Genomic DNA, 26,381 nt, shown 5'->3' on the forward strand with positions numbered 1-26,381 from the left:
GGCCCCGCCGGGGACTATTATCATGCAAAATTCCCGGATTACGGCCGTTCTTGGCCCGACGAACACCGGCAAAACCCATTACGCGATTGAACGAATGTTGTCGCACAGGACGGGTGTGATTGGCCTGCCTTTGCGCCTGCTTGCCCGCGAGGTTTACGACCGGATCGTTGCCGTGAAAGGGCCAAGTGTTGTGGCCTTGGTGACGGGCGAGGAACGGATTGTGCCGCCCCGCACCCAATATTGGGTCTGCACGGTTGAGGCGATGCCCGAAGGCATGGGATGTGATTTCCTTGCTATCGATGAAATTCAATTATGTGGTGATGCGGAACGCGGTCACATCTTTACCGACCGTCTTTTGCACGCGCGGGGTTTGCGCGAGACGCTATTCTTAGGTGCTGAAACGATGCGGTCCGCAATTGCCGCGATGGTTCCGCAGGCGCAGTTTATGTACCGTGAACGGATGTCCCAGCTGACATACTCAGGTTCGAAAAAGCTAAGTCGGATGCCGGGCAGGGCTGCGATTGTCGGGTTTTCGGTTGAAAATGTATATGCGATTGCCGAATTGCTACGTCGTACAAAAGGGGGCGCTGCCGTGGTCATGGGCGCGCTCAGCCCTCGGACGCGTAACGCCCAAGTGGAGATGTATCAGAACGGCGACGTTGATTATCTGGTCGCGACGGACGCGATTGGGATGGGGCTGAACCTTGATATCAATCACGTAGCGTTCTCGGCGATTTCCAAATTCGACGGGCAACGGATGCGGTATCTGTTTCCAGAGGAACTCGCGCAGATCGCGGGGCGCGCTGGGCGGCATACGGCGAACGGCACGTTTGGGGTGACAGGTGAGGCGCCCGCCTTGGACGACGGCGTCGCGCAGGCGATCATGGATCACCAATTCCAGCCGGTGAAAAAACTGCAATGGCGCAATAGCGACCTGCAATTCGGCTCGATCAAACGCCTGACGCAAACGTTGGAAATGCGCACTGACGACCAATGGCTGACCCGCGTACGCGAAAGCGACGACCTTGCCGCACTTAAGGCGCTGGGCGACGATCCGCTGATTGCGGCACGGGCAAAAGATGGCCCGTCTGTGCGGCTTTTGTGGGACGTTTGCCGCATTCCAGATTTCCGTGGCATCAGTCGCGGGGAACATGCGTCACTTTTAACCCGTATTTACAGCGACTTGCATCAGCTAGGACATGTTGACGAAAGCTGGCTGGCGTTGCAGGTTGCGCGGATTGACCGTCATGATGGTGACATAGACACATTGTCTAAGCGCCTCGCGTTCATCCGAACGTGGACCTATGTTGCCCAACGCAAAGGGTGGGTTCGTGACGAAACACATTGGCGTGAGCTTACGCGCGCTGTAGAAGATCGCTTATCAGACGCACTGCATGGTGCGCTGACCCAAAGATTTGTCGACCGGCGCACCAGCATTTTGCTGCGGCGGTTGAAGCAGAAGGAGAGCCTTGTGGCCGAGGTTAATGAGAACGGTGAAGTAACAGTTGAAGGCGAATTTGTGGGGAAGCTGGAAGGATTCCGGTTCCGCATGGATAAAGCTGGCAGCCCCGACGAGGCGAAAACGCTGCGTCAGGCAAGTGTGGCGGCATTGGCCCCGCATTTCCATCTGCGTGCTGATAAATTCTACAATGCCCCCGATACTGAAATTGATTTCACCGAACAGGGCGGCCTGATGTGGGGCGACCAAGCGGTGGGTAAGCTGGTGGCAGGATCCGATATCCTGAAGCCTGGTGTCGCTGTTTTTGTTGACGATGAAGCCGGGGCTGACGTTGCCGCGAAGGTGGAACGCCGCCTGCAGCATTTCATTGACCGCAAGGTCGCCGCCGCGTTTGAACCGCTGCTCGGCTTGAAGAACGACGACACGCTGGAAGGTATCGCCAAAGGCTTTGCATTCCGTCTGGCCGAAGGATTCGGGATTGTCCCACGCGGTGAAGTTGCCGCAGAGGTCAAAGACCTCGATCAAGACGCACGTGGCGCATTGCGCAAACACGGTATCCGTTTCGGTCAGTTCACTATCTTTATGCCGTTGCTGCTGAAGCCTGCGCCGACGCGTTTGCGCTTGGTGCTGTGGTCGCTGGCCAAAGATCTTGCTGAATTCCCAGAAGCCCCACCTCCGGGTTTGGTGACAGTCCCGTCTGAAAAAGGCGCGGCACCGGGCTACTATGCCATGGCAGGTTATCGCGCGGCAGGCGAACGGGCGATTCGCATTGATATGCTGGAACGCCTCGCAGATATGCTGCGCGACCAAGATAGCCGCGGTGGCTTTGAAGGCACCGCAGATATGCTGTCGATCACGGGCATGACGTTGGATCAATTCGCGGATCTGATGATAGGTCTCGGCTACAAGGCCGACAAGGGCGAGCGGGCCAAGGTGAAAGCCGTGAAACCTGCGCCAGAAGCACCAGCTGCGACAGACGACGCGTCAGAAGCACCGGCAGTGTCCGAGGAAACGACTGAAGAAGCGCCCGAGATGGAGGTGTTCTATACCTTCACATGGGGCGGTCGTGCGAATGCAAACCGCCAAGGCGGTCGTCCGCAAGGGCGCGGTGATAAACCACGTGGCGACAACAAGCCGCGCGGTAAGGGTAAGCCAAAGGGCAAACCCGGTGGTCGCGACAGCAATAAACCGCAAAGTTTTCAGGCAAAACCGCGTAAAGAAAAGGCGATTGACCCTGACAATCCTTTCGCGGCATTGGCAGCTCTTAAGAACAAGTGACGGACCAAGCCCGCGATACGATCCGGCTTGATAAATGGCTTTGGCAAGCGCGGTTTTTCAAATCGCGCTCGCTTGCGGCGGGGATCATTACCGCGGGAAAAGTCCGCGTAGATGGTACCCCCGTCAGCAAACCCGCGCGATCCGTGGGGCCCGGTAACACACTGACATTTGTGAAAGAAACCGACACGAAGGTAATCCGCATCGTTGCGTGCGGCACACGGCGCGGACCCGCACCAGAAGCGCAAGCGCTGTACGAAGATCTATCGCCCGAACCGGTGCGGAACACCCATTCCAAAAATCCTAGCTTTGATGGGAAAGGTAGACCGACGAAACGTGATCGCCGGAACTTGATGACGCATCGGGGCGGGAATGGTCCTTTGGACCTTGATTGACCGCACACTCTGTCCTAGGTGGGGCAAGAGATAAACGGATGACCCTGCTATGACCTATATCGTCAACGACAATTGTATCGCCTGCAAGTACACGGACTGTGTGGAAGTATGCCCCGTAGATTGTTTCTACGAAGGCGAAAACATGCTGGTGATCCACCCAGACGAATGCATCGACTGTGGCGTGTGCGAACCGGAATGCCCGGCTGACGCGATCCGTCCGGACACAGAGCCTGACATGGAAAAGTGGGTTGAATTCAACCGCAAGTATTCCGAAATGTGGCCGGTCATCATCACCAAGAAAGACCAGCTTCCGAATGCGGAAGAAATGGACGGCAAAGAAGGCAAGATGGAATTGTTTTCCGAAGCCCCGGGTGAAGGCGGTTAAGCCACGTTTACCCCCATTTGACCTTTCCCAACGCCCCGCTTTTATCGGGGCGTTTTTTGTGATACACTCTTCCGCAATGAACGCTACGATTTGACACATTCCGAAGACGCCATGCATCCGACGGTACCTTTTGGTTCCGCCGGTTTTTTGTCGTCGCGTGTCACAATAACCGCCATGAAAGGACTATCATGAGCAAGAAGAAGTTAGACTTTAGCCCGAACGAATTTGTTGTGTACCCAGCCCACGGTGTCGGCAAAATTATTGCCGTCGAAAAAGAAGAGGTCGCGGGCTTCGACCTTGAGATGTTTGTCATCGTCTTTGAAAAAGACAAGATGAAGCTGCGTGTGCCGACAAACAAGGCGATTGACGTTGGTATGCGGTCGCTTGCGACGCCGGACGTTGTGTCACATGCGATGAAAACACTGCGTGGTAAGGCGAAGGTCAAGAAAGCCATGTGGTCCCGCCGTGCGCAGGAATACGAGCAAAAGATCAACTCTGGCGATTTGATCGCGATTGCGGAAGTTGTTCGCGATCTGCATCGTCAAGACGACCAGCGCGAGCAAAGCTATTCTGAACGTCAGTTGTATGAAGCGGCATTGGAGCGTTTGACACGCGAGATTGCGGTTGTTGCAGGCAGTGACGAAACGGCTGCGGTCGAAGAAGTGACATCTGTTTTGGTTGGTCGCGCCGCATAATTTTGCGAACATTTGAAATGGAAAAGGGCGACACGCGTGTGTCGCCCTTTTTTTGTTGGGTCGGATTGGGGGCCAGCCCGTCGCCATTGTCGATCAGACGAATGGCGCAAATTGAAAGGCGACCCCCCGAGATATTTAAGGCCAAAAGAAGTTAAAGCGCGCGCCAACCGATATCGGTGCGGTAAAAACCGCCGGGCCAGTCAATGTCTTTCGTCATTTTGTAGGCCATGGCATGTGCCTCTTTGAGCGTATCGGCGCGTGCGGTGACTGCCAAGACACGTCCGCCAGTAGCGGTGATCTGTCCGTCTTTTTCAGTTGTGCCTGCGTGGAACGTCATATGTCCGCTGTCTTCGGGAAGGGCGTCGAGCCCTTTGATCACGCTGCCTTTTTCATAAGCGCCGGGATAGCCGTTAGCCGCCATGACAATGGTCATCGCGTGGTCGTCCGCCCATGTCGCGTTGATGTCGGCGAGGCGATGTTCGGCGCAGGCCTGTAGCAGGTCAAGAACCTGACCGCCCAAACGCATCATCAGACACTGGCATTCCGGATCGCCAAAGCGCACGTTGTATTCCACAAGGCGCGGTTGGCCGTCTTTGATCATCAGGCCGACGAACAACACACCTTCAAAGGGTGTGCCGCGTTTCGCCATTTCATCCATTGTTGGCTTGATGATATCGTCGAGCGCCTTTTGCGTCACTGCGTCTGTCATGACAGGGGCGGGGGAGTAGGCCCCCATGCCGCCAGTGTTTGGGCCCGTGTCGCCGTCGCCCACACGTTTGTGGTCTTGCGCCGTGCCGACGGGCAAAATGGAGGTGCCATCGCAAAGAACGAAGAATGATGCTTCTTCGCCGTCCATGAATTCTTCGATCACGACTTCCGCGCCGTCGTTACCGTCGAACATGTCAATGATCGCGGCTTCCGCTTCGGGCAGGGTCATCGCAACGGTGACGCCTTTGCCAGCAGCCAAGCCATCAGCTTTAACAACGATGGGCGCGCCTTGGTCGCGCACGTAGGCCAGTGCCGCGTCGCCGTCGGTGAAATGCGCGTAGCCAGCGGTTGGGGCGTTGGCCGCGTCGCAGATTTCTTTGGTAAAGGCTTTAGACGCTTCAAGCTTCGCTGCCTCTTGCGATGGGCCGAATACCAGCAGACCCGCGTCACGTAGGCGGTCTGCGACGCCGACGGCGAGTGGGGCTTCGGGGCCGACGACCACAAAATCCACAGCGTTTTCAGCGGCGAAGGCGGCCACAGCATCGCCGTCCATGATGTCGACGCTGGCGCATTCGCACATCTGCGCGATGCCTGCATTTCCGGGGGCGACAATCAGCCGGTCGCATTTCGGGTTCTGTTGGATTGCCCATGCCAGCGCATGTTCGCGCCCGCCGCTGCCCAAAATCAAAATATTCATCGCGTGTCCCCGTTGGCCTTTGTTGTCAGGCGTTCTAAAGTCCGCGCGAGCATGCAGCAAGGGCAGATCACATGGACTTATTCGACGACGAAGGCCCCGAGAATGAAGCGGGCAACAATGCCCCGGAATTTTCGGTGTCCGAGATTTCGGGTGCGGTGAAGAAAACCATCGAAGGCGGGTTTTCGCATGTGCGGGTGCGGGGCGAAGTCGGACGCGTGTCGCGGCCGAGGTCGGGTCATCTGTATCTGGACCTGAAGGATGATAAGGCGGTGCTGGCCGGTATCATCTGGAAAGGCCGTGCTGTGGCATTGGCCCAGCAGCCCGAAGAAGGGATGGAGGTTATCGCGACTGGTAAACTGACCACATTCCCCGGTCAGTCGAAGTATCAAATGGTGATCGAAGACATCGCGCCTGCGGGTGCCGGTGCATTGATGGCCATGTTGGAAAAGCGCAAGGCGGCGTTGGCTGCGGAAGGGTTATTTGCCCCGGAGCGTAAGAAGGAACTGCCGTATCTGCCAGAGGTCATCGGCGTTGTAACATCCCCATCTGGCGCGGTTATTCGCGATATTCTGCATCGGTTACGGGATCGTTTCCCCCGCAAGGTGCTGGTCTGGCCTGTCGCGGTCCAAGGTCAGAAAAGTGCAACCGAGGTGGCACGCGCTATCGATGGTTTTAATGCCATGACACCGGGTGGGGCGCTGCCACGACCTGATCTTCTGATCGTCGCCCGTGGTGGTGGATCAATTGAGGACCTGTGGGGCTTTAACGAGGAAATTGTGGCACGCGCTGCGGCCGCGTCTGACATTCCGTTGATTTCCGCGGTGGGTCACGAAACGGATACCACGTTGATTGATTTCGTGTCCGATATGCGGGCACCGACGCCAACGGCGGCTGCGGAACTTGCGGTGCCAGTGCGGCTTGATCTGTTGGCTTGGGTGGATCAGCAGGGCGCACGTTTGAGCCGAGCGCTTTCGACTGGTGTGACGCAGCGCCAGCAACGGGTGCGCGATCTGGGGCGGGCATTGCCGAAGGTCGAAACCTTGGTCGAAGGACCACGGCAGCGCTTGGATTATTTGGGCGAACGTCTGCCTGGTGCGTTGAATGCGGCGGCGGCGAAGAAACGAGTCGCTTTGTCGAACGCTGGCGGGGCGTTGCGGCCCGCGACGCTGGCGCGTGGGATCGCGGCAGAACGGCGGCGCTTGGATGATCTTGGGGGGCGATTAACACCCGCATTGCAACGCAAACTGAACGATAAGGCACAATCTTTCGGGCAGGTCGTACGCGGACTGCAACCTCGTTTGGTGCAAGGCGACGTGATCCGCAAAGGCGAACAATTGACCAACCTCATTGGTCGTCTGTCGGATCGTGCGAGCCGCCAACAGTCTGAAAGACAAGCTAGATTGGACGCGTTGGACCGTCTGCGCGAAACCTTAGGGTATAAAGAAACGTTAAAACGTGGCTACGCCGTTGTACGCGGTGACGGGCAGGTTGTGACGGACACCAAAGCGGCGAAAGCTGCGCGTGATTTGGAGGTCGAATTTGCCGATGGCCGCGTGACGTTGAACAGCAATCCACAAGGGTCGTTGTTCTGACGTGATGTGACAGACCTGCGCCCTTTCCAAACATGGGGGGCTGGGCTATTTGACGGGCAAGCAAAGCGGGAACACTTATGACGTTGAATTTTGAAGAACCGGGTCAGGTCGAAAAAGACTGGTCTGAAGCGATTTCACCCATCGAAGAAATCATCGACGACGCCCGCAATGGCCGGATGTTTGTGCTGGTGGATCATGAAGATCGCGAAAACGAAGGCGATCTGGTGATTCCTGCCCAAATGGCGACGCCGGACGCTGTGAATTTCATGGCGACCCACGGGCGTGGTTTGATTTGTTTGACACTGACGTCCGAACGTTTGGACGCGCTGGATTTGCCTTTGATGGCAGCACAGAATTCATCCCGTCATGAAACCGCCTTTACCGTCTCGATTGAAGCACGCGAGGGCGTGACGACAGGTATCTCTGCTGCCGATCGCGCCCGCACGGTCGCTGTGGCGATTGATGCTGGTAAAGGTGCCGCTGACATCGCGACACCGGGCCATGTGTTTCCGCTGCGGGCCCGCGATGGTGGTGTGCTGGTGCGTGCTGGCCATACCGAGGCAGCCGTTGATATTTCCCGCCTTGCTGGTCTGAACCCGTCTGGTGTGATTTGCGAGATCATGAAGGACGACGGCGAAATGGCGCGTCTGCCGGATCTGGTGTCTTTCGCGCAATTGCATGGGCTAAAGATCGGGACAATTTCCGATTTGATCGCGTATCGCCGTCGCCACGACAACCTTGTGAAGGTGCAGTCGGAAGAGGTGATCACCTCTGAATTTGGCGGTGATTGGGATATGAAAGTCTATTCCGATCAAGCTCATGGCGACGAACACATTGTGCTGACCAAGGGTGACATCACGGGTGACGCACCTGTTCTCGTGCGGATGCACGCAATGGACCCAATGTTGGACGTGATCGGCACCGGACCGAAAGGCCGCGCCGCCGAATTTGGTCACGCTATGCAAGCCGTTGCCGACGAAGGGCGTGGTGTTGTTGTGCTATTGCGCGATACGGAAATGAAGTTGGAAGTCGCAGATGATGTGTCGCCGAAAACCTTGCGGCAATACGGGCTTGGGGCGCAAATCCTGAGTTCTTTGAACCTGAACAAAATTGAACTGCTGACCAATTCACCGACGCCAAAGATCGTCGGGCTCGAGGCCTACGGCCTTGAAATCGTTGGTACACGCAAAATTTCGGAGCTTGGATAATGGCTGGACCGTCTCACTACATCATGCCGCTGCCGGAATTCGATAAGCCGGTGAAAGTTCTGATCGTCGCATCACCTTATTACAAGGACCTGTCCGACCATCAGATCGCGGGCGCGAAGGCCGAAATCGAAAAGGCTGGTGGCACGTGGGACATCGTGAACGTCCCCGGTGCGTTGGAAATTCCGACAGCGATTAGCATTGCCGAACGGATGAGCAATTTTGACGGCTACGTTGCCCTTGGCTGCGTGATCCGCGGTGAGACGACGCATTACGATACGGTCTGCAATGATAGTTCGCGGGCGATCCAGCTGCTTGGCTTGCAAGGCGTTTGCATCGGTAATGGTATCCTTACTGTTGAGAACTACGAACAAGCGCAGGTGCGTGCGGACCCCGCTGATCAAAACAAAGGTGGCGGTGCGGCCGCTGCGGCCTTGCACCTGATCGAACTCAGCCGTAAGTGGGGCCGTCCTGATAAGGGTATCGGGTTCACCAGCGACATTCTTCTCGCGCAGCAAGGCAAAACGACGGCATGACCATTTCGAACAATCAACGGCGCAAGATGAAATCAGCGGCACGGCTTTACGCAGTGCAGGCGTTGTTTCAGATGGAATCGTCTGGTCAGACCGTTGATCAGGTGATGATCGAATTCAAAGACCATCGCTTTGGCGAGGTATTTGACGACGTTGAAATGCAAGAAGGTGACGTGGATACGTTCCATGCGCTGATGGAATATGCCGTTGATAATCAAGCGGCTATCGACCAGATGACCGACCGCGCCTTGGTTGCAAAATGGCCGATTGGCCGGATCGACCCGACATTGCGTGCTTTGTTCCGTGCCGCAGGTGCTGAACTCAGCCTGAAAGACACGCCGCCCAAGGTTGTGATCGTTGAATTTGTTGGCGTCGCCGAGGCGTTCGCGCCGGACAGCAAAGAATCCAAGTTTGTGAATGCTGTGCTGGACCACATGGCCCGCGAGGCCCAGCCGGACGCGTTCTAGAATCAGCTTGGCAAACAGCCTGTCGATGCGTTTGTCATGTCGATATAAGCTAGACCATCATCACCAAACACGCCTTGTGTCACGTAGTCGCCCACTGCGACCGCAACTGTAGCGCCCGCGATTTCTGACCCTGACACTGTGATCTGACGGCCGCCGACAATGGTGTCGTCAAGATCGGCTGTGAGGCGGATCATCGCATCCGTTGGCAGCATGCCCACTGAAATATCCAGCGTTGTATCGCCGTCTGTCACGGCACCTGCCGTGACGTTTTCGGTCAAAACTTCAACGGGTTGAAAGACCTCAACGCCGGCACCTTGTGCGCTTGTATCGAAAATGAGGCCACCATTGGACCCGTTTAAATCGAGTGTCACGGTCGCATTTGTTATCGCGCAGCCAGCGTTCAGCAATGTGATGCTATCCTTTGGTGCGCCATCTTGGAACTGGACTGTCAGGCCCTGCGCTGTGGCGGAGGTCGCAAATAGTGAAAGGGCGATGATCGGCAAACGCATTGGGCTTTCCTTTGTTTTCGGCTCTTTCAGCGACGTAGCGCCCGCGCGGCGTTAATCAACATCTGCTGTAGCTCGCATTAACCTTACCCTCATTTTCCTTCGCTAGATCAGTCGCAACGCTTTTGAGATGAGGAGAACCCATGCAAAATGCAGTCATGACGTTTCTGATGCTGTTGTGCGCAACGTCCGTCAGTGCCGATGGACCATTGCCCAACCTATCGGATCCGCCAGTACGGCCAATTATTCGCGACGCTGGGCAGCGGGGCAGCGTGGTCGGCGGTCCGCCGCTTGCATTACCAACGGGGCAATCCGGCCGGTTTGGGTTTTGCAACAATGCGCAAAGGTCGGGAACGCCGCCAGATGCCTATGGCTATGACGTCAAAATCGCGTGCGACGCTGTCCTGATCGGCGGCGGTATTTTGGGGGTCATGTTTATGCTGGGTACGGCATCGTCTACGAATTGACGTGCAAAGGTGGCGAGAACCGCAGCAACCGTAGGGGGTTTATTCCCGAGGACCTGTATATACAGGTGGGCGCCAGATAACTGAACCAGGGCTCAGACAGAGCCAGCTCCCTCGGATTTGCTTAAGGCCACTGGAATGTAACCGCCTGATCACGAGAAGAGCAGAAGCTCGCCACAGCATCAGATAGGGGGCAGGGCGCGTTGCGACAAGGGGCAACCGACACGAGCGGCAAGAAAACAGCCAAACCGACGGCTGTGTTCCGTGTGCATTGACGGCGTTAACCAGCCTGATGTGCATCTTCACGCAAACGCGCGAGGTGATCGTCCCAGCCTTTATCAAGGGCCAAGGTCAGGCCAAACGCGTCTTCGCTTTCTGGTAGGCCTTCATGCAGCAGCGCAAGGCGTGTGCCGCCCGGAACATCCGTTAGGGTCCATGTAACAGTGCTAGTCGCGTCGCCCAATGGCCCGATTGTAAATGTATAGCGCAGCCTATCAAAGGGTTCAGAGATAAGCACGTCGCCCCACATCAACCGATCTCCGCTTTCGACACCAAACATTTCATAATCACCCGCGGCCAACGGCTTTGCAGGTTTATGGAACCAAATCGCCAGTTTTTCGGGATCAGTAAGGTATTCCCAAACTTTTTCTTTGTCGGCCTTGAGATAGATGGTCTTTTGTAAGGTTGTCATGGTGTGTCCTTTTCAATGGCAGTCTTCAAACTATCGAGACGGTCGTCCCAGAAGGCGTCAAAGTCGCTGATCCAGTCACGGATCGGTCCCAGACCGCTGGGTTCAAAAGTGTTGTATCGCTCGCGGCCCTCTGGTCGGGTCGAGATCAGACCCGCCTCTGCGAGGATGGTCAGATGTTTTTTGACGGCAGCACGCGTCATGTCGAAATTTTCAGACAGCTGTGCGATCGTCATGTCGCCGCCACGTAAATGCATCACGATGGCACGACGTGTCGGGTCAGCGAGGGCGCGAAAAGCGAGTTGTGACATTGATGTTATCCGATACCTTTTGGTATCACAATGAATATGATACCAAAAGGTATCGCGTCAAGCGCCGGTTTGAAAACGCAAAAGGCGGCAGCTTTGCAGCTACCGCCTATTCGGGCCGGATCAATCGTCCAAAGATCCTGCCTTTGGTCTCGATGGATTAGTTGAAGTTGTAGACGACAGAAACACCGAACGTGTTTTTCGCGTCGCCAATTTCTTCGTCTGTTGCATCGTCAAACGCTGTTGCGAGGCTTGTACGCAGAACCATTTGATCTGTGATCGCAACGTTCAATGCCAATTCGTTGGACAATGTTGTTGAGAACTCAGAATAGATCACATCTGTGTCGTTTGTGACGTAGCTTGTGTCAGTCAAGCTGCGGAAATAGTTAGAAGAAACGGCAGCAGCGGCTTCTTCAACGCGCTCTTCACCAACGACATCCGCGATCCGGTAACCTGGACCCGCTTGAACAGACCACTGGGAAATGTTGTCGTTTAGGATGCGGTAACCAACACCGGCACCAACGAAGATGTCCTGTGATGTTTCACCCGTTGTGTCTGCCAAACGGTCAAACGCAAGGTCGGCTTTTGCGAAGCCAAAGAATGCGTCGCCAAAGTTGCGGCGGTAATCAATACCTGCCAGCAATTGGTTTTCTGTTTCTGTGCCGTTGTCTTCGCCGTAGACGAAGCTCGCTGTTGCGTCGATGCCGTTTACGCCGTCGAATGTGCCGTAGCGCAAGCCAATACCCAGATCGGATGACGTGTCGCCATCTTCGGATGTTGATGTGCCGCGCAGGGACAAGGACCCGTATGCGCCGACTTCACGGCCTTCGGTCCCGAATGTAAATGTGTCGCGTTCTGCGTCGTCATTGATCTGTTCTTGCAGGTCTTCTACGGCGTCTGATGTACGGTCTTGGTTATTGAACGCAGATGTCTGTGCGAAACCGGCGTTTGCAGTCAAAGCAGCGGCAGCGGCTAAGATAAAAATATTCGTTTTCATGGGGTTATCCTTTCCCAATAGAATGAACCGTCCTGTCTTAGGTACGGGTGCATTTCTGCTATGGGTGGCATATTGCAATACCAAACATTAGGGAAATTCAAAATAATTGTGGTTAAGCCAACTTTTGCTCATCTATGAGCGGATGTCGTCCACATCGTTTTTTTCCCCTAGAATCTCTGCTGTTTCATCACCGTTAAGTACAGCAAGCTGACTAAGAACAGCGTCACCGTCTGCTTCGGCATGCGACGAAACCAAGTTCAACCTGGAAAGCGCCATGTCGCGGACGTCTTTATCCATGTCTGTACGCCAGACCGCCCAGACAGGGTAGGGGAAGCGAGGGGCATCGGCGACAAGATGCAAATCGCCGCTGTCGAGATACTTTTTGACGTAGCGCGCCGGTAGGTAAGCTGCGGCTTGGCGGTTGATGACGTATTCCGCAACCATCGCCCCCAGCGAAAACGTAAGCCCTGGATTCGTTAGATCAGGCAGTGCGATGGCATGGGCTCCGATAAATTCCGGGCCCCAATCGACGAACACATATCGCCCGGTCAGTCCGTCGCATGTCGCGCCTTTCCACGACGCGACGAGCACGAGTTCTTCTTCCAGCACCATATCGGCGGATAATCCGGGTCTAAGTTGCGGGGTATAGAGCAGGCCGATCTGCGTGATCCCTTCGATCAGGAACCGCGTGAGTCGATCTGGCATCCCAAGTTCCGCCCTGATGTTGAGATCCGGCATCGCCGATTGCATTTGGTCGATCCACCGAAACCCCAGCCGTGGCCAAAGCGAATACTGTGCCCCGATGGAAATGCTGCGCGTGAACCCTTCGGGTATTGCGACTTGCTGGCGCGCTTCTTCCCAGACCCGTATCATCGACAAAGCGTAACGTTCGAATTCACGCCCCGCTGGCGTTAGTTCTGCACCGGCTTTGGATCGCGTAAACAGCGGTTTGCCAAGCGAATCTTCAAGACGTTGAACACGCAAAGACACTGCAGATTGGGTGACAAATAGTCGGTCCGACGCCGACACGAACGAACCAGTTGCAGCAACTTCGAGAAAGGTTTTGAGCAGCGTAATATCCATGATCGCGAGCATGAGTGTTCTTCATGATTGGCGCAAATGATATTTGAAACTGGCATGTGAATTCGTCAAAACGGGCGTTCGTCGACTCAGTCTTGATTTTTGTTCACCTATTGTTCATGTTTGAGGCATGTATGATGAAGCCTCCCAAACACCGCTGATGCCCGGTCAATTGCTAGCCCGTGGGGTCAGCCGCCATATGCGAAGCCATGATTTTGTAAGCGTGGAAGAACTAGTGCCGACCAGCGGTCTGCGTGTTGACGTTATGGCGCTTGGCCCGAAAGGCGAAATTTGGATCATCGAATGCAAATCATCCCGTGCTGATTTTCAATCCGACCACAAATGGGAAGGATATCTGCCGTGGTGTGATCGATTCTTTTGGGCCGTCGATACCGATTTCCCAACAGAGCTGTTGCCAGACGACACTGGGCTCATCATCGCAGATGGGTATGACGCCGAAATCATCCGGATGAGCCCGGAAACCAAGCTGGCACCGGCCCGTCGAAAAGTCATGATCCAGAAATTTGCACGACATGCCGCCGTGCGGGCGCAAGCCGCGCGTGATCCGGGGCTTGCGTTACCGGGTGCTATGCGCGGCTAGGACGTTATTTTTTGCCGATCGCACGCGCAGCCATGGCTGCGGCTTTGATTTCTTCGGCAATATCGTCCGCCTCGGATGGGTCAAAATCCATTGGAATTTCGATACCAGAGCCTTCAATGAACAGGCGCACCATCCCTTGATCGGTTGGGCCGATTTGCAGATTTGCTTCGATATTGCTCTCGTCATTGATACCCATGGGGGTCCCTCCATTTGCGTGTGTGTGACGTAGCCTGCCTTGATGCAATTTGGCAAGACTGGACCCCTTGCAATCGCCGTAGACCCACGTTAAATCCCCCCCAGTGCCGCCTTAGCTCAGTAGGTTAGAGCGCTTGATTGTGGATCAAGAGGTCCCTGGTTCGAGACCAGGAGGTGGTACCATTACCCCATTTTTGGCAATGCGTATGCGCCACGTGTAGACGTGAGGCGAATGTATTAGGCTGCGGAAAAACCAACGATAAGTTGACGTAGGCCCAATGCGGCCCCTGCAAAAATGGCGGCGAAGGTAACAGGCGCGCTGAATGACAGGATCGAAAAGGCGGATAGGCCTTGCCCGATGCTGCACCCTATAGCCACGACGGCCCCCACGCCCATCATCGTTGCGCCAAATATTTGACGGCGCAATTCGCGGGGATCTTCACAGGCTTCCCACCGGAAATGGCCCTTCATCAGGCTACCGATGAACGCGCCAACCCAGACACCTACGACGGACCCGATACCAAACGACAGGCTTTGGCCCGATGCAGTCATTCCATAAAGCATCGTTTCACCGATCGGCACGGAAAAGGTATGCGAAACAATTGCCAGATCGTCAAAACCGGTACGGTTGATAAAGCTCATGCCGGCCCAAGCGGACGCGACTGCAAGCGCGATAACGATGCTCCAGAAGATGTTCATGCGATCCGCACGAAAGGCCTGATTTGACAGGGCAAAGGCCACGGCTGCCACGCCAATGATGACGCCGATCAGAGGTATCGAAATGCCTGTTGCCGCCCCGATCAAATGGGCAATGCCATTTGGCGCGGCTGCGGTTTCAGGTGCGGGGAAAAGGTACACGCGTATCCATGCCAGTGGTCCCGATAATGTCGCAAACGCAGCAAGCCCCATGACGACAACAATCACGAACGACCGCAGATCACCGCCACCAAGACGGGCGAGGGCTGTAAAACCACAGTTGCCCGCAAGCGCCATGCCGTAACCGAACAATAGCCCACCTGCGATGCTTGCAACGGGGGACCACGTCTGCCCGACATAAAAAGATGCTGCCGGATCGAACAGGCCTGCAGCCATCAATCCAAAACTGCCGATAATTGCGAAACCGATTGCTGCAATCCAGATGCGCAGGCGCGAATCGTTGCCGCCGTACAGTACGTCTTCGATGGCCCCAAGCGTACAAAAGCGGCCCAAACGGGCAGCGAGCCCTAGCAAAACACCACCAAACAGGCCGACAACCGCGGCCATATTTGCATCCCCCCATGCGTCAAGCATCGGTTTCCTCCCTGATCATCTAATTGCACCGCCAGCTCCCATTGGCGGACACAGTTAGTCTTTGTTGCAAAACAGCTCGTACACCAGTCCGAGAACCCTGCGGGATCGTTCGTCTGATAGGCTATAATAAATCGTCTTGCCTTCGCGGCGCGGCGTCACCAGTCCTTCGAGGCGTAAACGCCCAAGCTGTTGTGACACGGCTGCCTGTCGGGCAGATAGCAACTCTTCGAGTTCTGTGACCGATTTCTCGCCTGTTGCGAGGTGGCACAGAATCATCAATCGACCTTCGTGGCTGATTGCCTTCAGGTAATTTGTCGCGGTGGTGGCATTATCCATCATCCGATCCAGTTCTTCTGGATCCATGTCTGGATGAAACACGGGGAGGGTCATATTGGGATCAGTCTGCCTTGCCGATTGCGATTGAAACTTCCTATAGAAATTCCCCATCCGATCAAGCCTTCCGCCGGATCAAGCCGTCTAAGGCCGTCCCAACTGTGCCTTTACTGTTGTTATCCTTCGGGTTCGTCATAGGCGACCCCGTGTTGATCCATGAGTTGCCCTAGCAGTCCCCAAAAGAAATCGTCCCCAGGGTATCCTTCGAGACGCCCGAGTTCTGCACCGTCGTCGAGTAAGATAAATGTCGGTGTGAAGTTCACGCGCCGCGCAAGCGCGATGTCGTCTGGCAAGGGTTGCGAGATGTCAACGCGCCGCAACGGGGCTGCGCGTCCTTCGCCCGTCTTGGGATAGATGTGGCCGACTTCGTCATTCCAGCGCGCACACCAAATACAACCGGGTTCTTCGGCCATCATCAGGACGACGTCGGCGCGGGTGATTTGTGGGCTGCCAATACAGGTTGCCACAATCAAGGCGCGAAAGAGGATAGCCAAACGCTTATACATTCAATAATCTTAATATGAATGACGCCGTTCGACAAGGACACTTAATGCTAGATGTAACATTCTTGGGCGCTGCAATGGCGGGCCTGCTATCGTTCTTTACGCCGTGCGTGTTACCGATGGTGCCGTTTTACCTGTGCTACATGGCTGGTTTGTCGATGAACGAACTGCGCGATGACATTGATATTACGGCAGGTGCCCAGCGTCGTTTGATCATCTCTGCCATCTTCTTTGCGTTGGGTGTGACGACGATTTTTGTGCTGTTGGGCATGGGGGCAACCGCACTTGGGCAGGTGTTTGGGGCTTGGCGCGATGCATTGACCTATGCAGCGGCGGGTTTGCTTTTCATGTTTGGATTGCACTTTCTCGGCGTCGTCCGCATCCCGTTGCTTTACCGCGAGGCCAAGATCGAAAGCACGGCAGAGCCGACGACTATCATCGGTGCATACCTGATGGGGCTCGCGTTTGGTTTTGGCTGGACGCCCTGCGTTGGTCCGGCATTGGCCGCGATTTTGATGGTCGCAAGCGGTATGGGCGATGTGTGGCGGGGTGGGCTGCTGCTGTTTGTTTATGGTCTCGCGATGACGGCGCCATTTATCATTGCGGCATTGTTTGCGCGGCCATTCTTGGGCTGGGTGCAGCGTAACCGCAAATACATGGTCCACGTGGAAAAAGTGATGGGCGCGATGTTGATCCTTTTCGCGATCCTGATTGCCACCAATTCGGTCAACTACATTGCCCAATGGATGATCAACGTCTTTCCGGCATTTACGAACTTTGGATAGGGGAACACTATGTTTTTACGTCACATTCTAAGCTTTGCCTTCGCGGTTTCAGCGCTACCCGCGCTGGCGGTCACCTTAGGCGACGATGGTTTGCACAAGACGGATTGGATGCGCGAAACCTTCCTAGATTTGCGCGAAGATCTGGAAGAGGCGAACGCCGAAGGCAAGCGTTTGATGGTCATGATCGAACAGCGCGGATGCATCTATTGCACGAAAATGCACGAAGAAGTTTTCCCAGATCCAGAGGTTACGGCCACCATCGAAGACGCGTTTTTTGTGGTCCAATTGAACCTGTATGGCGACCGCGAAGTTGTGGATTTCGACGGGGTGGCGATGTCCGAAAAGGACCTCGCGCGGCGGTGGAATGCCATGTTCACGCCGATGGTGATGTTCTTTCCGTCAGAGGTCCCAGTAGGGGTGCAAGGTAACGTGGCAGCGGTCGCGACAATGCCAGGTGCATTTGGCCGTGGAACCACGTTGGATATGCTCACTTGGGTGCGGGACGAAGGGTATTTAGGCGATGAAGCCTTTCAACGATATCACGCACGGATGATCGAAGAACGCTCTGCGGCCCAATAAAATAAGGGTCACAAATCAAAACATTCAAATAATTGATTTTGTTGTTGCGAGAATCCTTTTCGGTGGTCTACGGTATACATCAAGATTTTGTGATCCAGGGAGGGACCATGAAGCAGATCGTTTGTATCGGCTTAAGCGTCGTGCTTGCCACGTCGGCCATTGCTGAAAATGTAGCCCCAGATGATGTCGTTTACGGCGAATACGGTGATGTCACCGCGTCGCTGAGCGGGACAGCGGGAGACCCCGCAGCGGGTCGCGAAATTATGATTGCGCGGGGCAAGGGCAATTGCATTGCTTGCCATGCCGTCACCGAACTGATGGATCAACCGTTCCACGGTGAAGTTGGCCCAATGCTGGACGGGGCTGGTGATCGGTGGACCGCCGCAGAACTGCGCGGTTTGGTGGCCAACGCGAAGATGACGTTCGAAGGCACGGTCATGCCAGCCTTCTACAAAACCAGTGGCTTTAACCGCCCGGGTGATGCGTACACAGGCAAAGCAGCCGAAGGTGAACTTTCACCGCTGCTGACCGCCCAAGAAATCGAAGATGTTGTGGCGTATCTGCAAACTCTTACCGAGTGATCAGAGCCAAATTTGCGAGGAAAAACAATGAAACTGACGCGTAGAGACACGCTGATGCTGGGTTTGGGGACCGCTGTTGCAGCGATGATCCCGATGCAAGCATCTGCTGCCGTGGACGAGGCGATTGCAGCCTTTACCGGTGGCGCTGAAATGGGCAGCGAGGGCATCACACTGATCGCCCCCGAGATTGCCGAAAACGGGAACACTGTTCCTATCGAAGTTGACGCACCGGGCGCTGAGGCGATTCTGATCCTTGCTGCTGGCAACCCGACACCGGGTGTCGCGGAAATGCGTTTTGGTCCATTGGCTGCGGCCCAGTCCGGTTCCACACGGATCCGCCTTGCTGGCACACAAGATGTGATCGCGATTGCGAAGATGCCTGACGGGACATTCGTGCGCGCCAGCCAAGAAGTAAAAGTGACCATCGGCGGCTGCGGCGGCTAAGGGAAGGAACAAGTCATGGCAGATAATGTAAAACCCCGCGTCCGCGTTCCACGCGAAGCATCAGCCGGTGAAGTCATCACCATCAAAACGCTGATCAGCCACAAAATGGAATCCGGTCAGCGCAAAGACGACGATGGCAACACGATCCCACGGTCCATCATCAACCGCTTCACCTGTGAATTTAATGGTGAAAGCGTTGTGGATGTAACGCTTGAACCTGCGATTTCGACGAATCCGTTCTTCGAATTCCAGTCGGTTGTGCCAGAAACAGGCACCTTCGTGTTCACATGGTACGACGACGATGGCGACGTCTACACCGAAAGCAAAGACATCGCAGTATCGTAATGCAGTCGTGCGGTCAGGGAGGGCCTAGCGTATGAACAAGTTCCTAAAAACAACGGCACTGGTCACTTTGGCCGCCGGAGCGGCGCAGGCCGATGAAGAGGCAAATCTTGTCGTGAATGGCGAGATTGAAATCACAGTACGGGCAGACGCGCCTGCGCATATCGATGGCCTCAGCGAGGTTCTGTCAGGCTGGGTGTTCCGGTCTGACGAAACCCAAGCGTTCCAAATGGACGACTTTGAAAATCCGGGGATGATCTTTGTGGATGACGCGATTGATGCGTTTAACACAGTCGAAGGGTCCGAAGAAAAGTCGTGCGCAAGCTGTCATGAAAATCCTGAATCGCTTGCTGGTGCGCGGGCCGTTTATCCAAAATGGAATGACGAAGCCGAAGAAGTGCGGACGATGGCGATGCAGATCAACGGCTGCCGGACCGAACAAATGGGTGCCGAAGAATGGGCCTACGACAAGACTGACATGCTGAACATGGAAGCTTTGATGGCGTCTGTTTCGCGTGGTTTGCCGATCAACGTTGCAATCGACGGTCCAGTTGAAGCAACTTATCTGCGCGGTGAAGAACTGTATTACGAACGCACCGGTCAGCTTGATCTGTCTTGTGCCAGTTGCCACGAAGATAACTACGGCAACTACATTCGTGCCGATCACCTGAGCCAAGGCCAGATCAACGGGTTCCCGACATACCGCCTGAAAAACGCAAAACTGAACGGCGTGCATTCGCGGTTCCGTGGCTGTGTGCGTGACACGCGTGCGGAAACATATGCCGTCGGCTCTGACGAATTTGTAGCTCTTGAATTGTATCTCGCATCCCGCGGGAACGGTCTGTCGGTCGAAGGGCCGTCTGTCCGGAACTAAGAACCTCACAAGCCCGTGCTCAGTTTTCTGAGTGCGGGTCTTTTTTTAGGATAAAACATTCATGTTTTTGCATGTGAATGTTTCGAACGAAAGCAAAGCTAATGATTTCACGCCGTGATTTTCTGCAAGCCTCGATGGCCGCGTCCGCAATCTACGGCGCCTCTGGGTTCGGGAATTGGGGCCGATTGGCTGCCCAGCAGGCGTTGTCGCAAGACCAGTTGTTGGACTTTGATACCTACGGCAATGTGTCCTTGATACATATCACCGACATCCACGCGCAGTTGAAACCGATCTGGTTCCGCGAGCCCGAGATCAATCTGGGCGTTGGGTCGAACAAAGGTGCCGTCCCACACATCACTGGCGCTGATTTCCGCAAGGCATATGGTATCGATGATGGATCGGCCTCTGCTTATGCGCTGACATATAATGACTTTTCCGCGCTGGGGCAGGCTTATGGCAAGATGGGTGGTCTTGATCGCTGCGCCACGGTGATCAACAAAATCCGCGCGGATCGTCCCGATGCCTTGCTACTGGATGGCGGCGATACGTGGCACGGATCTTACGGGTGCTATCATACGCAGGGCCAAGACGTCGTGAATGTGATGAATGCTTTGAAGCCCGATGCGATGACATTCCATTGGGAATTCACGCTCGGGTCTGATCGGGTGCGTGATATCGTGAATGATCTCCCGTTCGCGGCACTCGGTCAGAATATTTTTGACGCCGAATGGGATGAACCCGCCGAAGATTTCGCGCCTTACAAGTTCTTTGAGCGCGGTGGGGTGAAGATCGCCGTTATCGGTCAGGCCTTCCCATACATGCCAATTGCGAACCCGGGCTGGATGTTCCCAGAGTATTCATTCGGCATCCGTGATCAGCGCATGCAAGAAATGGTGGATGAAGTACGAGGCATGGGCGCTGAATGCGTTGTTTGCCTGTCTCACAATGGTTTCGACGTCGATAAAAAGATGGCGGAACGGGTGAAGGGGATTGATGTGATCCTTGCCGGTCACACCCACGACGCGCTGCCCGAACCTGTGCTGATCGGCGATACGATTGTTGTGGCCTCAGGGTCCAACGGTAAGTTCATCAGCCGCGTTGATCTGGATGTGCGCGACGGCAAGATGATGGGCTTCCGGCATAAATTGATCCCGATTTTTGCGGATGTGATCGAGCCCGACAAAGAGGTCGCCGCGCTCATTGACGAACAGCGCGCACCATTTGCGGCGGAACTGGCCGAAGTAATCGGAAAGACCGCTGATGATACGACACTATTCCGGCGCGGCAACTTTAATGGATCATGGGATGACCTGATCTGCGATGCGTTGCTCGAGGAACGCGAGGCTGACATCGCCATGTCACCGGGTGTGCGTTGGGGACCGTCGATTATGCCGGGGCAGGATATTACCCGTGAAGACCTGTGGAACGTGACTTCGATGACGTATCCAAACGCCTATCGCACCGAAATGACAGGCCAGTTCATCCACGAGATCGTGGAAGATGTCGCTGACAACCTGTTTAATCCGGACCCCTATTACCAACAGGGTGGTGACATGGTGCGGTTGGGCGGTATGGGCTACCGGATTGATATCACCAAGCCGATTGGTGAACGCATCACCGAAATGACGCTGCTCAAGACCGGCGAAAAGATCGATCCGTCCAAGACCTACGTCGTCGCAGGTTGGGCATCGGTCAACGAAGGCACAGAAGGACCACCGATTTGGGACGTGGTCGAAAACCACATCCGCAATCAGGGCACTGTTTCAGTCACACCAAATACCTCCGTTCAGGTTGTTGGCGCGTAAGATAAGAGGACGAACCATGAGTAATATTTACAAAGGTCTGAAACCGTCTCGCCGGAATTTTCTGCGCGGTGCAGCGGCCAGTGGGGCCGCTTTAGTTGGCGGCGCTACGGGCGCGCGCGCGGCTGGCGATCCGCTGATTACTGAAAAACAGCCGTGGTCGCAGTACCTTGGCGCAGGTGTGGATGAAGCCCCTTATGGGATGCCGTCCAAATTTGAGGCCCACGTGCGCAGGCAAGACGTGCCGTGGCTGACCGCTGATCCGATCAGTTCGATCAACTTTACGCCGCTGCATGAACTCGACGGGATCATCACGCCCAATGGTGTTTGTTTTGAACGGCATCACGGCGGTGTCGCAGAAATTGCCCCGCAAGATTATCGGTTGATGATCAATGGGTTGGTGGACCGCCCGCTGGTCTTTACGATGGACGACCTGATGCGGTTCCCGCGTGAAAACCACGTTTATTTCCTCGAATGCGCGGCGAATTCCGGCATGGAATGGGCGGGATCGCAGCTCAATGGCTGTCAGTTTACCCACGGCATGATCCACAACGTGATGTACACGGGCATCCCGCTGCGTCTGTTGCTCGAAGAGGCGGGTGTGAAAACGTCCGGCAAATGGTTGCTGCCCGAGGGCGCTGATGCGTCCGGTATGACCCGTTCGATCCCAATGGAAAAGGCGATGGACGACTGTCTTGTCGCCTTTAAGATGAACGGCGAAGCGTTGCGGCCAGAGCAAGGCTATCCAGTCCGACTGGTTGTTCCCGGTTGGGAAGGCAACATGTGGATCAAGTGGCTGCGCCGCATCGAAGTGGGCGATCAGCCGTGGCATCACCGCGAGGAAACGTCGAAATACACCGACCTTTTGGCGAACGGTCAGGCGCGGCGGTTTACGTGGGAAATGGACGCAAAGTCCGTGATCACCAGCCCAAGCCCGCAAAAACCGATCACACATGGTCCGGGACGTATGGTTCTGACGGGTGTGGCGTGGTCCGGTCGCGGCACGATCCCGCGTGTGGATGTCACGCTTGATGGCGGTATCACATGGCATCTGGCGCGCATGTCGGGGCCAAGCATGGATAAGTCGATGCACCGTTTCTATTACGACTTCGAATGGGACGGAAAACCGATGCTGCTACAAAGCCGCGCGCACGACAGCACTGGATACGTTCAGCCGACCAAGGATGCATTGCGTGCGATCCGTGGCGAAAACTCAATCTACCATAACAACAGCATCCAAACATGGTCTGTGAACGAACAAGGGGTGGCTGAAAATGTCGAAATTTCTTAAGATTTTCGCGCCTGCAGGGGCGGGTGCTGCCTCTATGTTGACGATGGCCTATGTTTTGGCCGACCAGTTTATCGTTGATATGCCAGCGCCTGTGCGCGGTACGCTTGTGCAGCCCGCGAACGCGCAGGACACAGCGACCACAGCGGAAGAGCCGATGGCGCAAGACGAACCGATGGTCGTGATGGCCGCCGCTGAAATGCCCGAAGGCGGTTTTGGTCTTGGTCGCGATGCGCTTGCTGAAGAAATCGCCGCTTGGGACATCGACGTACGCCCTGATGGTCAGGGGCTTCCTGCAGGTAGCGGCGACGTCTGGACTGGCGAAGAAGTTTTTGTTGCAAAATGCGCGGCTTGCCACGGCGATTTTGGTGAGGCCGTCGGCCGTTGGCCCGTGCTTGCGGGTGGTCGTGATACATTGTCTGACGACGATCCAGTCAAGACAATCGGGTCCTACTGGCCATATCTTTCCACGGTTTATGACTATGTGAACAGAGCGATGCCATTCGGTGAGGCGCAGTCGCTTGAACCGGATGAGATCTACGCGATCACGGCGTATCTGCTTTATGTCAATGATCTTGTCGAAGACGACTTCACCCTGACGAACGAAAACTTCCTCGAAGTTGAAATGCCGAACACGAACAATTTCTTTATGGATGACCGTCCGGAGGTCGAACTGCCGTTGTTTGTCTCTGCGGACGTTTGCATGGAGAACTGCAAAGACAGCGTCGAGATCACGATGCACGCCAGCGTCCTTGATGTGACGCCGGATGACGAAGAGGAAACAGCTGAAGCTGCAGAACCTGCTGTTGAAGCAGAGGTCGTCGTTGAAGAACCAGTCGCCGAAGAAGCAGCTGTAGAAGAGGTCGCAGTCGCGGCCGTTGACCCAGCTTTGGTAGAAGCTGGCGAAGGCGCGTTCCGTCAGTGTAAATCTTGCCACCAAGTAGGCGAAGGCGCTGTCAATCGCAGTGGCCCACAATTGAACGGGATCGTGAACCGCACCATCGGTAGCGTCGAAGGGTTCCGGTATTCCGGCACATTTAACGATGCGCAAGAAGCAGGTGACGTTTGGACCGAAGAGATGCTCGCGGCATTTCTCGCTGATCCCAAAGGCACCATGGCGGGCACCAAAATGTCGTTCCGTGGTGTGCGTAACGAAGACGATATCACGGCGCTCATCGCATATCTCAAGAGCTTTGGTAGCGAATGATCAGGGCTGTCTGCGTTACCATAGGTCTTTGGGCCGCATCGTCTGCCAGCGCACAGCTGAACGGGGATGCGGTGCGCGGTGAAGAAATCTATGCCAAATGCGCAGGCTGTCATAAGATCGGGGAAGGGGCGGTTGACCGGATTGGCCCAAATCTGAACCACATCTTTGATAGGCCTGCGGGTGCATCCGAAGGGTTCCGATATTCGAACGGGTTTCGTCGGGCGGCTGATGGGGGGCTGACGTGGGACTATGAAACGCTGGATGCGTTCATTGAAAATCCACGGGCGTTGGTGACCCAAACAAGGATGAGCTTTCGTGGCATGCCGGACCCGCAAGACCGCGCTGATCTGATTGCTTATCTTCGAGCGTTTTCTGATAACCCGCAGGACATTCCTGAATCTGCCCCAACGGCACAAGCCGTTGACCATTCGGTCGCCCCTGAAATCTTGGCCATCGTGGGTGATCCGAGTTACGGCGAATACCTGTCGGGCGAATGCACGTCGTGCCACCAAACGAGCGGTGTGGGCGACGGTATTCCCGCAATTACCCAATGGCCAACCGAGGATTTTGTGACAGCGATGCATGCCTACAAAGATGGTGTGCGTGCGCATCCCGTCATGCAGATGATGGCGGGACGGCTGTCCAATGAGGAAATCGCGGCCCTTGCCTCGTATTTTAAGGACGTCGAATAAATCGATGCCAATTAGGGAGGATGACATTATGTCATTGAATAGAAGAACATTTATGGCGGCTGCATCTGCTGCTGTAACGGCGCTTTCTGCACCGATGGTCTTAGCGCAAGGGCGTCCGCGCGTTGTAATCGTGGGCGGGGGCGCTGGGGGGGCGACTGCTGCACGTTACATCGCAAAAGACAGCGACGGCGCGATTGACGTCACGCTGATTGAACCATCACGCCAATACTACACATGCTTCTTTTCCAACCTTTACCTTGGCGGTTTCCGCGAAATGAATTCGCTTGGCCATAGCTATGGCGGCTTGGCGGCAGACTATGGCATTAACGTTGTGCATGATTGGGCGACTGGCGTGGACCGTGAGGCAAAAACAGTTGCGTTGGCTGGCGGCGGTGCTGTGCCATACGACCGTTTGATCCTGTCACCCGGCATTGATTTCATCGAAGGGTCGGTCGCTGGTTGGGACTTATCATCACAAAACGCGATGCCGCACGCCTACAAAGCCGGGTCCCAGACTGAGTTGCTGAAAGCGCAAATCATGGCGATGCCTGAAGGCGGAACATTCGCAATGGTCGCCCCGCCGAACCCGTATCGTTGCCCACCTGGTCCTTATGAACGGGTGTCGATGGTTGCGCATTTATTGAAGAATACAAACCCGACCGCGAAAATCCTGATCGTTGATCCAAAAGAGAAATTCTCTAAGCAGGCACTGTTTGAGGAAGGTTGGGCGAAACACTACGACGGTATGATCGAACGCGTTGGCCCCGACTTTGGCGGCGACAACGTGACTGTCGATGCCAACGCGATGACCGTCGATATTGATGGCGAAGTGACCAAGGTTGACGCCTGTAACGTGATTCCAGCCATGAAAGCTGGCCACATTGCAGAAATGGCTGGCATCACCGAAGGGAACTGGGCGCCTGTCAACGCGGCCGACATGTCATCAAAGATGGACGAAAATATCCATGTTCTTGGTGATGCATGTGCGCAGGGCGACATGCCGAAATCAGGCTTCTCTGCGAATTCACAAGCAAAGGTCTGCGCCAACGCGGTGCGTGGTGCCTTGACCGGATCCACCGTGTTCCCTGCGCGTTTTGCGAACACGTGCTGGTCATTGATCGACACAGACGACGGTGTGAAAGTTGGCGCAACCTACGAGGCCACTGACGAAAAGATCGCAAAGGTCGACGGGTTCATCAGTGCGACAGGCGAAACGTCCGAAGTACGGGCTGCGACGTACCGTGAATCCGTGGGTTGGTATGACGGCATCACGTCCGACATGTTTGGGTAAGGTCTGGTGGGGGCTTGACCTGTATCAAGGCCCCACAACCCAACGCGACCTATCGTAAAG

At 55.4% G+C, this 26,381-nt stretch carries 31 protein-coding genes and 1 tRNA gene; 22 read left to right on the top strand and 10 right to left on the bottom strand.

All coding sequences use genetic code 11. The annotated features are described in order from the left end of the window. Positions 1-22: 22 nt before the first annotated feature. From K3729_07960 to K3729_07975, 4 genes are all read left to right on the top strand, one after another. A complete protein-coding gene (locus K3729_07960) occupies positions 23-2,737 on the top strand; it encodes a disulfide oxidoreductase (GenBank protein UWR00688.1) in 2,715 nt (904 codons plus the stop codon). After that, positions 2,734-3,129, top strand: a complete 396-nt coding sequence (locus K3729_07965) for an RNA-binding S4 domain-containing protein (GenBank protein UWR00689.1) — start codon at positions 2,734-2,736, stop codon at positions 3,127-3,129. The genes K3729_07960 and K3729_07965 overlap by 4 nt, the downstream gene beginning before the upstream one ends. Positions 3,130-3,178: 49 nt before the next feature. Then, the gene (locus tag K3729_07970) at positions 3,179-3,514 is read left to right on the top strand and encodes a ferredoxin family protein (GenBank protein UWR00690.1); all 336 of its coding nucleotides are present in this window, start codon (positions 3,179-3,181) and stop codon (positions 3,512-3,514) included. A 188-nt stretch (positions 3,515-3,702) separates the two neighbouring features. Beyond that, a complete protein-coding gene (locus K3729_07975) occupies positions 3,703-4,209 on the top strand; it encodes a CarD family transcriptional regulator (protein UWR00691.1) in 507 nt (168 codons plus the stop codon). A gap of 151 nt (positions 4,210-4,360) precedes the next feature. Here K3729_07975 and purD read toward each other — a convergent pair whose 3' ends face one another. Next, on the bottom strand, positions 4,361-5,614 hold the full coding sequence (gene purD, locus K3729_07980) for a phosphoribosylamine--glycine ligase (GenBank protein ID UWR00692.1): 1,254 nt from the start codon (positions 5,612-5,614) through the stop codon (positions 4,361-4,363). Positions 5,615-5,685: 71 nt separating this feature from the next. Between purD and xseA the strand changes: the two genes are divergently transcribed. The 4 genes from xseA to nusB all read left to right on the top strand — a co-directional run bounded on the left by xseA (position 5,686) and on the right by nusB (position 9,411). Next, positions 5,686-7,206, top strand: coding sequence for an exodeoxyribonuclease VII large subunit (gene xseA / locus K3729_07985; protein ID UWR00693.1), 1,521 nt, complete (start codon positions 5,686-5,688; stop codon positions 7,204-7,206). A gap of 77 nt (positions 7,207-7,283) precedes the next feature. Then, a complete protein-coding gene (ribB, locus tag K3729_07990) occupies positions 7,284-8,414 on the top strand; it encodes a 3,4-dihydroxy-2-butanone-4-phosphate synthase (protein UWR00694.1) in 1,131 nt (376 codons plus the stop codon). Continuing rightward, positions 8,414-8,947, top strand: coding sequence for a 6,7-dimethyl-8-ribityllumazine synthase (locus tag K3729_07995; GenBank protein ID UWR00695.1), 534 nt, complete (start codon positions 8,414-8,416; stop codon positions 8,945-8,947). Before ribB ends, K3729_07995 begins: the two co-directional genes overlap by 1 nt. Next, positions 8,944-9,411, top strand: coding sequence for a transcription antitermination factor NusB (gene nusB / locus K3729_08000; GenBank protein UWR00696.1), 468 nt, complete (start codon positions 8,944-8,946; stop codon positions 9,409-9,411). Before K3729_07995 ends, nusB begins: the two co-directional genes overlap by 4 nt. Before the next feature lie 2 nt (positions 9,412-9,413). On the opposite strand, the gene K3729_08005 is transcribed toward nusB, so the two are convergent. After that, positions 9,414-9,920 (bottom strand): aggregation factor core, encoded by a 507-nt coding sequence (locus K3729_08005; protein ID UWR00697.1) that lies wholly within the window; start codon positions 9,918-9,920, stop codon positions 9,414-9,416. Between the two features lie 140 nt (positions 9,921-10,060). On the opposite strand from K3729_08005, the gene K3729_08010 reads away from it, so the two are divergent. Then, a complete protein-coding gene (locus K3729_08010; GenBank protein ID UWR00698.1) occupies positions 10,061-10,384 on the top strand; it encodes a hypothetical protein in 324 nt (107 codons plus the stop codon). Positions 10,385-10,661: 277 nt separating this feature from the next. Here K3729_08010 and K3729_08015 read toward each other — a convergent pair whose 3' ends face one another. The 4 genes from K3729_08015 to K3729_08030 all read right to left on the bottom strand — a co-directional run bounded on the left by K3729_08015 (position 10,662) and on the right by K3729_08030 (position 13,457). Next, complete coding sequence (locus K3729_08015) at positions 10,662-11,072, bottom strand: SRPBCC domain-containing protein (GenBank protein ID UWR00699.1); 411 nt, start codon at positions 11,070-11,072, stop codon at positions 10,662-10,664. Then, on the bottom strand, positions 11,069-11,380 hold the full coding sequence (locus K3729_08020) for a metalloregulator ArsR/SmtB family transcription factor (GenBank protein ID UWR00700.1): 312 nt from the start codon (positions 11,378-11,380) through the stop codon (positions 11,069-11,071). The genes K3729_08015 and K3729_08020 overlap by 4 nt, the downstream gene beginning before the upstream one ends. Positions 11,381-11,537: 157 nt before the next feature. Next, a complete protein-coding gene (locus K3729_08025) occupies positions 11,538-12,374 on the bottom strand; it encodes a DUF481 domain-containing protein (protein ID UWR00701.1) in 837 nt (278 codons plus the stop codon). A gap of 132 nt (positions 12,375-12,506) precedes the next feature. Next, a complete protein-coding gene (locus K3729_08030) occupies positions 12,507-13,457 on the bottom strand; it encodes a LysR family transcriptional regulator (protein ID UWR00988.1) in 951 nt (316 codons plus the stop codon). 127 nt (positions 13,458-13,584) lie between these two features. On the opposite strand from K3729_08030, the gene K3729_08035 reads away from it, so the two are divergent. After that, a complete protein-coding gene (locus K3729_08035; protein UWR00702.1) occupies positions 13,585-14,055 on the top strand; it encodes an MmcB family DNA repair protein in 471 nt (156 codons plus the stop codon). Positions 14,056-14,059: 4 nt separating this feature from the next. Here K3729_08035 and K3729_08040 read toward each other — a convergent pair whose 3' ends face one another. After that, on the bottom strand, positions 14,060-14,251 hold the full coding sequence (locus K3729_08040) for a hypothetical protein (protein ID UWR00703.1): 192 nt from the start codon (positions 14,249-14,251) through the stop codon (positions 14,060-14,062). A 105-nt stretch (positions 14,252-14,356) separates the two neighbouring features. Here K3729_08040 and K3729_08045 point away from each other — a divergent pair. Next, positions 14,357-14,433, top strand: a tRNA-His gene (locus K3729_08045). A gap of 54 nt (positions 14,434-14,487) precedes the next feature. Here the strand turns inward: K3729_08045 and K3729_08050 are convergent. From K3729_08050 to K3729_08060, 3 genes are all read right to left on the bottom strand, one after another. Then, on the bottom strand, positions 14,488-15,540 hold the full coding sequence (locus K3729_08050) for a YeeE/YedE family protein (GenBank protein UWR00704.1): 1,053 nt from the start codon (positions 15,538-15,540) through the stop codon (positions 14,488-14,490). Positions 15,541-15,594: 54 nt separating this feature from the next. Next, positions 15,595-15,930 carry a metalloregulator ArsR/SmtB family transcription factor gene (locus tag K3729_08055; GenBank protein UWR00705.1) on the bottom strand — a complete coding sequence of 112 codons (336 nt, stop codon included), beginning with the start codon at positions 15,928-15,930 and terminating at the stop codon, positions 15,595-15,597. A gap of 119 nt (positions 15,931-16,049) precedes the next feature. Beyond that, complete coding sequence (locus tag K3729_08060) at positions 16,050-16,439, bottom strand: hypothetical protein (GenBank protein UWR00706.1); 390 nt, start codon at positions 16,437-16,439, stop codon at positions 16,050-16,052. Between the two features lie 44 nt (positions 16,440-16,483). Here K3729_08060 and K3729_08065 point away from each other — a divergent pair, with 44 nt between their 5' ends. The 11 genes from K3729_08065 to K3729_08115 all read left to right on the top strand — a co-directional run bounded on the left by K3729_08065 (position 16,484) and on the right by K3729_08115 (position 26,321). Then, the gene (locus tag K3729_08065) at positions 16,484-17,221 is read left to right on the top strand and encodes a cytochrome c biogenesis protein CcdA (GenBank protein UWR00707.1); all 738 of its coding nucleotides are present in this window, start codon (positions 16,484-16,486) and stop codon (positions 17,219-17,221) included. Between the two features lie 9 nt (positions 17,222-17,230). Continuing rightward, a complete protein-coding gene (locus tag K3729_08070; protein UWR00708.1) occupies positions 17,231-17,800 on the top strand; it encodes a thioredoxin family protein in 570 nt (189 codons plus the stop codon). A gap of 107 nt (positions 17,801-17,907) precedes the next feature. Further along, positions 17,908-18,381 carry a sulfur oxidation c-type cytochrome SoxX gene (gene soxX, locus K3729_08075; GenBank protein UWR00709.1) on the top strand — a complete coding sequence of 158 codons (474 nt, stop codon included), beginning with the start codon at positions 17,908-17,910 and terminating at the stop codon, positions 18,379-18,381. 27 nt (positions 18,382-18,408) lie between these two features. Beyond that, positions 18,409-18,825 (top strand): thiosulfate oxidation carrier protein SoxY, encoded by a 417-nt coding sequence (gene soxY, locus K3729_08080; GenBank protein ID UWR00710.1) that lies wholly within the window; start codon positions 18,409-18,411, stop codon positions 18,823-18,825. 15 nt (positions 18,826-18,840) lie between these two features. Further along, a complete protein-coding gene (gene soxZ / locus K3729_08085) occupies positions 18,841-19,170 on the top strand; it encodes a thiosulfate oxidation carrier complex protein SoxZ (protein UWR00711.1) in 330 nt (109 codons plus the stop codon). Positions 19,171-19,201: 31 nt separating this feature from the next. Then, positions 19,202-20,041 carry a sulfur oxidation c-type cytochrome SoxA gene (gene soxA, locus K3729_08090; GenBank protein UWR00712.1) on the top strand — a complete coding sequence of 280 codons (840 nt, stop codon included), beginning with the start codon at positions 19,202-19,204 and terminating at the stop codon, positions 20,039-20,041. Between the two features lie 101 nt (positions 20,042-20,142). Further along, positions 20,143-21,846, top strand: a complete 1,704-nt coding sequence (soxB, locus tag K3729_08095; protein UWR00713.1) for a thiosulfohydrolase SoxB — start codon at positions 20,143-20,145, stop codon at positions 21,844-21,846. 16 nt (positions 21,847-21,862) lie between these two features. Further along, positions 21,863-23,134, top strand: a complete 1,272-nt coding sequence (gene soxC, locus K3729_08100) for a sulfite dehydrogenase (protein ID UWR00714.1) — start codon at positions 21,863-21,865, stop codon at positions 23,132-23,134. Beyond that, the gene (locus tag K3729_08105; protein UWR00715.1) at positions 23,118-24,338 is read left to right on the top strand and encodes a c-type cytochrome; all 1,221 of its coding nucleotides are present in this window, start codon (positions 23,118-23,120) and stop codon (positions 24,336-24,338) included. Before soxC ends, K3729_08105 begins: the two co-directional genes overlap by 17 nt. Further along, positions 24,335-25,030, top strand: coding sequence for a c-type cytochrome (locus tag K3729_08110; protein UWR00716.1), 696 nt, complete (start codon positions 24,335-24,337; stop codon positions 25,028-25,030). The genes K3729_08105 and K3729_08110 overlap by 4 nt, the downstream gene beginning before the upstream one ends. Positions 25,031-25,058: 28 nt before the next feature. Continuing rightward, positions 25,059-26,321: an NAD(P)/FAD-dependent oxidoreductase gene (locus K3729_08115; GenBank protein ID UWR00717.1), complete on the top strand. Its 1,263-nt coding sequence runs from the start codon at positions 25,059-25,061 to the stop codon at positions 26,319-26,321. Positions 26,322-26,381 lie beyond the last annotated feature (60 nt).

It is taken from the genome of Rhodobacteraceae bacterium S2214 (genome assembly GCA_025141675.1).
Taxonomy (GTDB): domain Bacteria; phylum Pseudomonadota; class Alphaproteobacteria; order Rhodobacterales; family Rhodobacteraceae; genus Yoonia.

What these genes read in the sequence shown, in the direction of transcription:
- K3729_07960 (UWR00688.1), top strand. Translation starts at nt 23, where the DNA reads ATGCAAAATTCCCGGATTACGGCCGTTCTTGGCCCGACGAACACCGGC.
- K3729_07970 (UWR00690.1), top strand. Translation starts at nt 3,179, where the DNA reads ATGACCTATATCGTCAACGACAATTGTATCGCCTGCAAGTACACGGAC.
- K3729_07975 (UWR00691.1), top strand. Translation starts at nt 3,703, where the DNA reads ATGAGCAAGAAGAAGTTAGACTTTAGCCCGAACGAATTTGTTGTGTAC.
- purD (UWR00692.1), bottom strand. Translation starts at nt 5,614, where the DNA reads ATGAATATTTTGATTTTGGGCAGCGGCGGGCGCGAACATGCGCTGGCA.
- xseA (UWR00693.1), top strand. Translation starts at nt 5,686, where the DNA reads ATGGACTTATTCGACGACGAAGGCCCCGAGAATGAAGCGGGCAACAAT.
- ribB (UWR00694.1), top strand. Translation starts at nt 7,284, where the DNA reads ATGACGTTGAATTTTGAAGAACCGGGTCAGGTCGAAAAAGACTGGTCT.
- K3729_07995 (UWR00695.1), top strand. Translation starts at nt 8,414, where the DNA reads ATGGCTGGACCGTCTCACTACATCATGCCGCTGCCGGAATTCGATAAG.
- nusB (UWR00696.1), top strand. Translation starts at nt 8,944, where the DNA reads ATGACCATTTCGAACAATCAACGGCGCAAGATGAAATCAGCGGCACGG.
- K3729_08005 (UWR00697.1), bottom strand. Translation starts at nt 9,920, where the DNA reads ATGCGTTTGCCGATCATCGCCCTTTCACTATTTGCGACCTCCGCCACA.
- K3729_08010 (UWR00698.1), top strand. Translation starts at nt 10,061, where the DNA reads ATGCAAAATGCAGTCATGACGTTTCTGATGCTGTTGTGCGCAACGTCC.
- K3729_08015 (UWR00699.1), bottom strand. Translation starts at nt 11,072, where the DNA reads ATGACAACCTTACAAAAGACCATCTATCTCAAGGCCGACAAAGAAAAA.
- K3729_08020 (UWR00700.1), bottom strand. Translation starts at nt 11,380, where the DNA reads ATGTCACAACTCGCTTTTCGCGCCCTCGCTGACCCGACACGTCGTGCC.
- K3729_08025 (UWR00701.1), bottom strand. Translation starts at nt 12,374, where the DNA reads ATGAAAACGAATATTTTTATCTTAGCCGCTGCCGCTGCTTTGACTGCA.
- K3729_08030 (UWR00988.1), bottom strand. Translation starts at nt 13,457, where the DNA reads ATGGATATTACGCTGCTCAAAACCTTTCTCGAAGTTGCTGCAACTGGT.
- K3729_08035 (UWR00702.1), top strand. Translation starts at nt 13,585, where the DNA reads ATGTATGATGAAGCCTCCCAAACACCGCTGATGCCCGGTCAATTGCTA.
- K3729_08040 (UWR00703.1), bottom strand. Translation starts at nt 14,251, where the DNA reads ATGGGTATCAATGACGAGAGCAATATCGAAGCAAATCTGCAAATCGGC.
- K3729_08050 (UWR00704.1), bottom strand. Translation starts at nt 15,540, where the DNA reads ATGCTTGACGCATGGGGGGATGCAAATATGGCCGCGGTTGTCGGCCTG.
- K3729_08055 (UWR00705.1), bottom strand. Translation starts at nt 15,930, where the DNA reads ATGACCCTCCCCGTGTTTCATCCAGACATGGATCCAGAAGAACTGGAT.
- K3729_08060 (UWR00706.1), bottom strand. Translation starts at nt 16,439, where the DNA reads ATGTATAAGCGTTTGGCTATCCTCTTTCGCGCCTTGATTGTGGCAACC.
- K3729_08065 (UWR00707.1), top strand. Translation starts at nt 16,484, where the DNA reads ATGCTAGATGTAACATTCTTGGGCGCTGCAATGGCGGGCCTGCTATCG.
- K3729_08070 (UWR00708.1), top strand. Translation starts at nt 17,231, where the DNA reads ATGTTTTTACGTCACATTCTAAGCTTTGCCTTCGCGGTTTCAGCGCTA.
- soxX (UWR00709.1), top strand. Translation starts at nt 17,908, where the DNA reads ATGAAGCAGATCGTTTGTATCGGCTTAAGCGTCGTGCTTGCCACGTCG.
- soxY (UWR00710.1), top strand. Translation starts at nt 18,409, where the DNA reads ATGAAACTGACGCGTAGAGACACGCTGATGCTGGGTTTGGGGACCGCT.
- soxZ (UWR00711.1), top strand. Translation starts at nt 18,841, where the DNA reads ATGGCAGATAATGTAAAACCCCGCGTCCGCGTTCCACGCGAAGCATCA.
- soxA (UWR00712.1), top strand. Translation starts at nt 19,202, where the DNA reads ATGAACAAGTTCCTAAAAACAACGGCACTGGTCACTTTGGCCGCCGGA.
- soxB (UWR00713.1), top strand. Translation starts at nt 20,143, where the DNA reads ATGATTTCACGCCGTGATTTTCTGCAAGCCTCGATGGCCGCGTCCGCA.
- soxC (UWR00714.1), top strand. Translation starts at nt 21,863, where the DNA reads ATGAGTAATATTTACAAAGGTCTGAAACCGTCTCGCCGGAATTTTCTG.
- K3729_08105 (UWR00715.1), top strand. Translation starts at nt 23,118, where the DNA reads ATGTCGAAATTTCTTAAGATTTTCGCGCCTGCAGGGGCGGGTGCTGCC.
- K3729_08110 (UWR00716.1), top strand. Translation starts at nt 24,335, where the DNA reads ATGATCAGGGCTGTCTGCGTTACCATAGGTCTTTGGGCCGCATCGTCT.
- K3729_08115 (UWR00717.1), top strand. Translation starts at nt 25,059, where the DNA reads ATGTCATTGAATAGAAGAACATTTATGGCGGCTGCATCTGCTGCTGTA.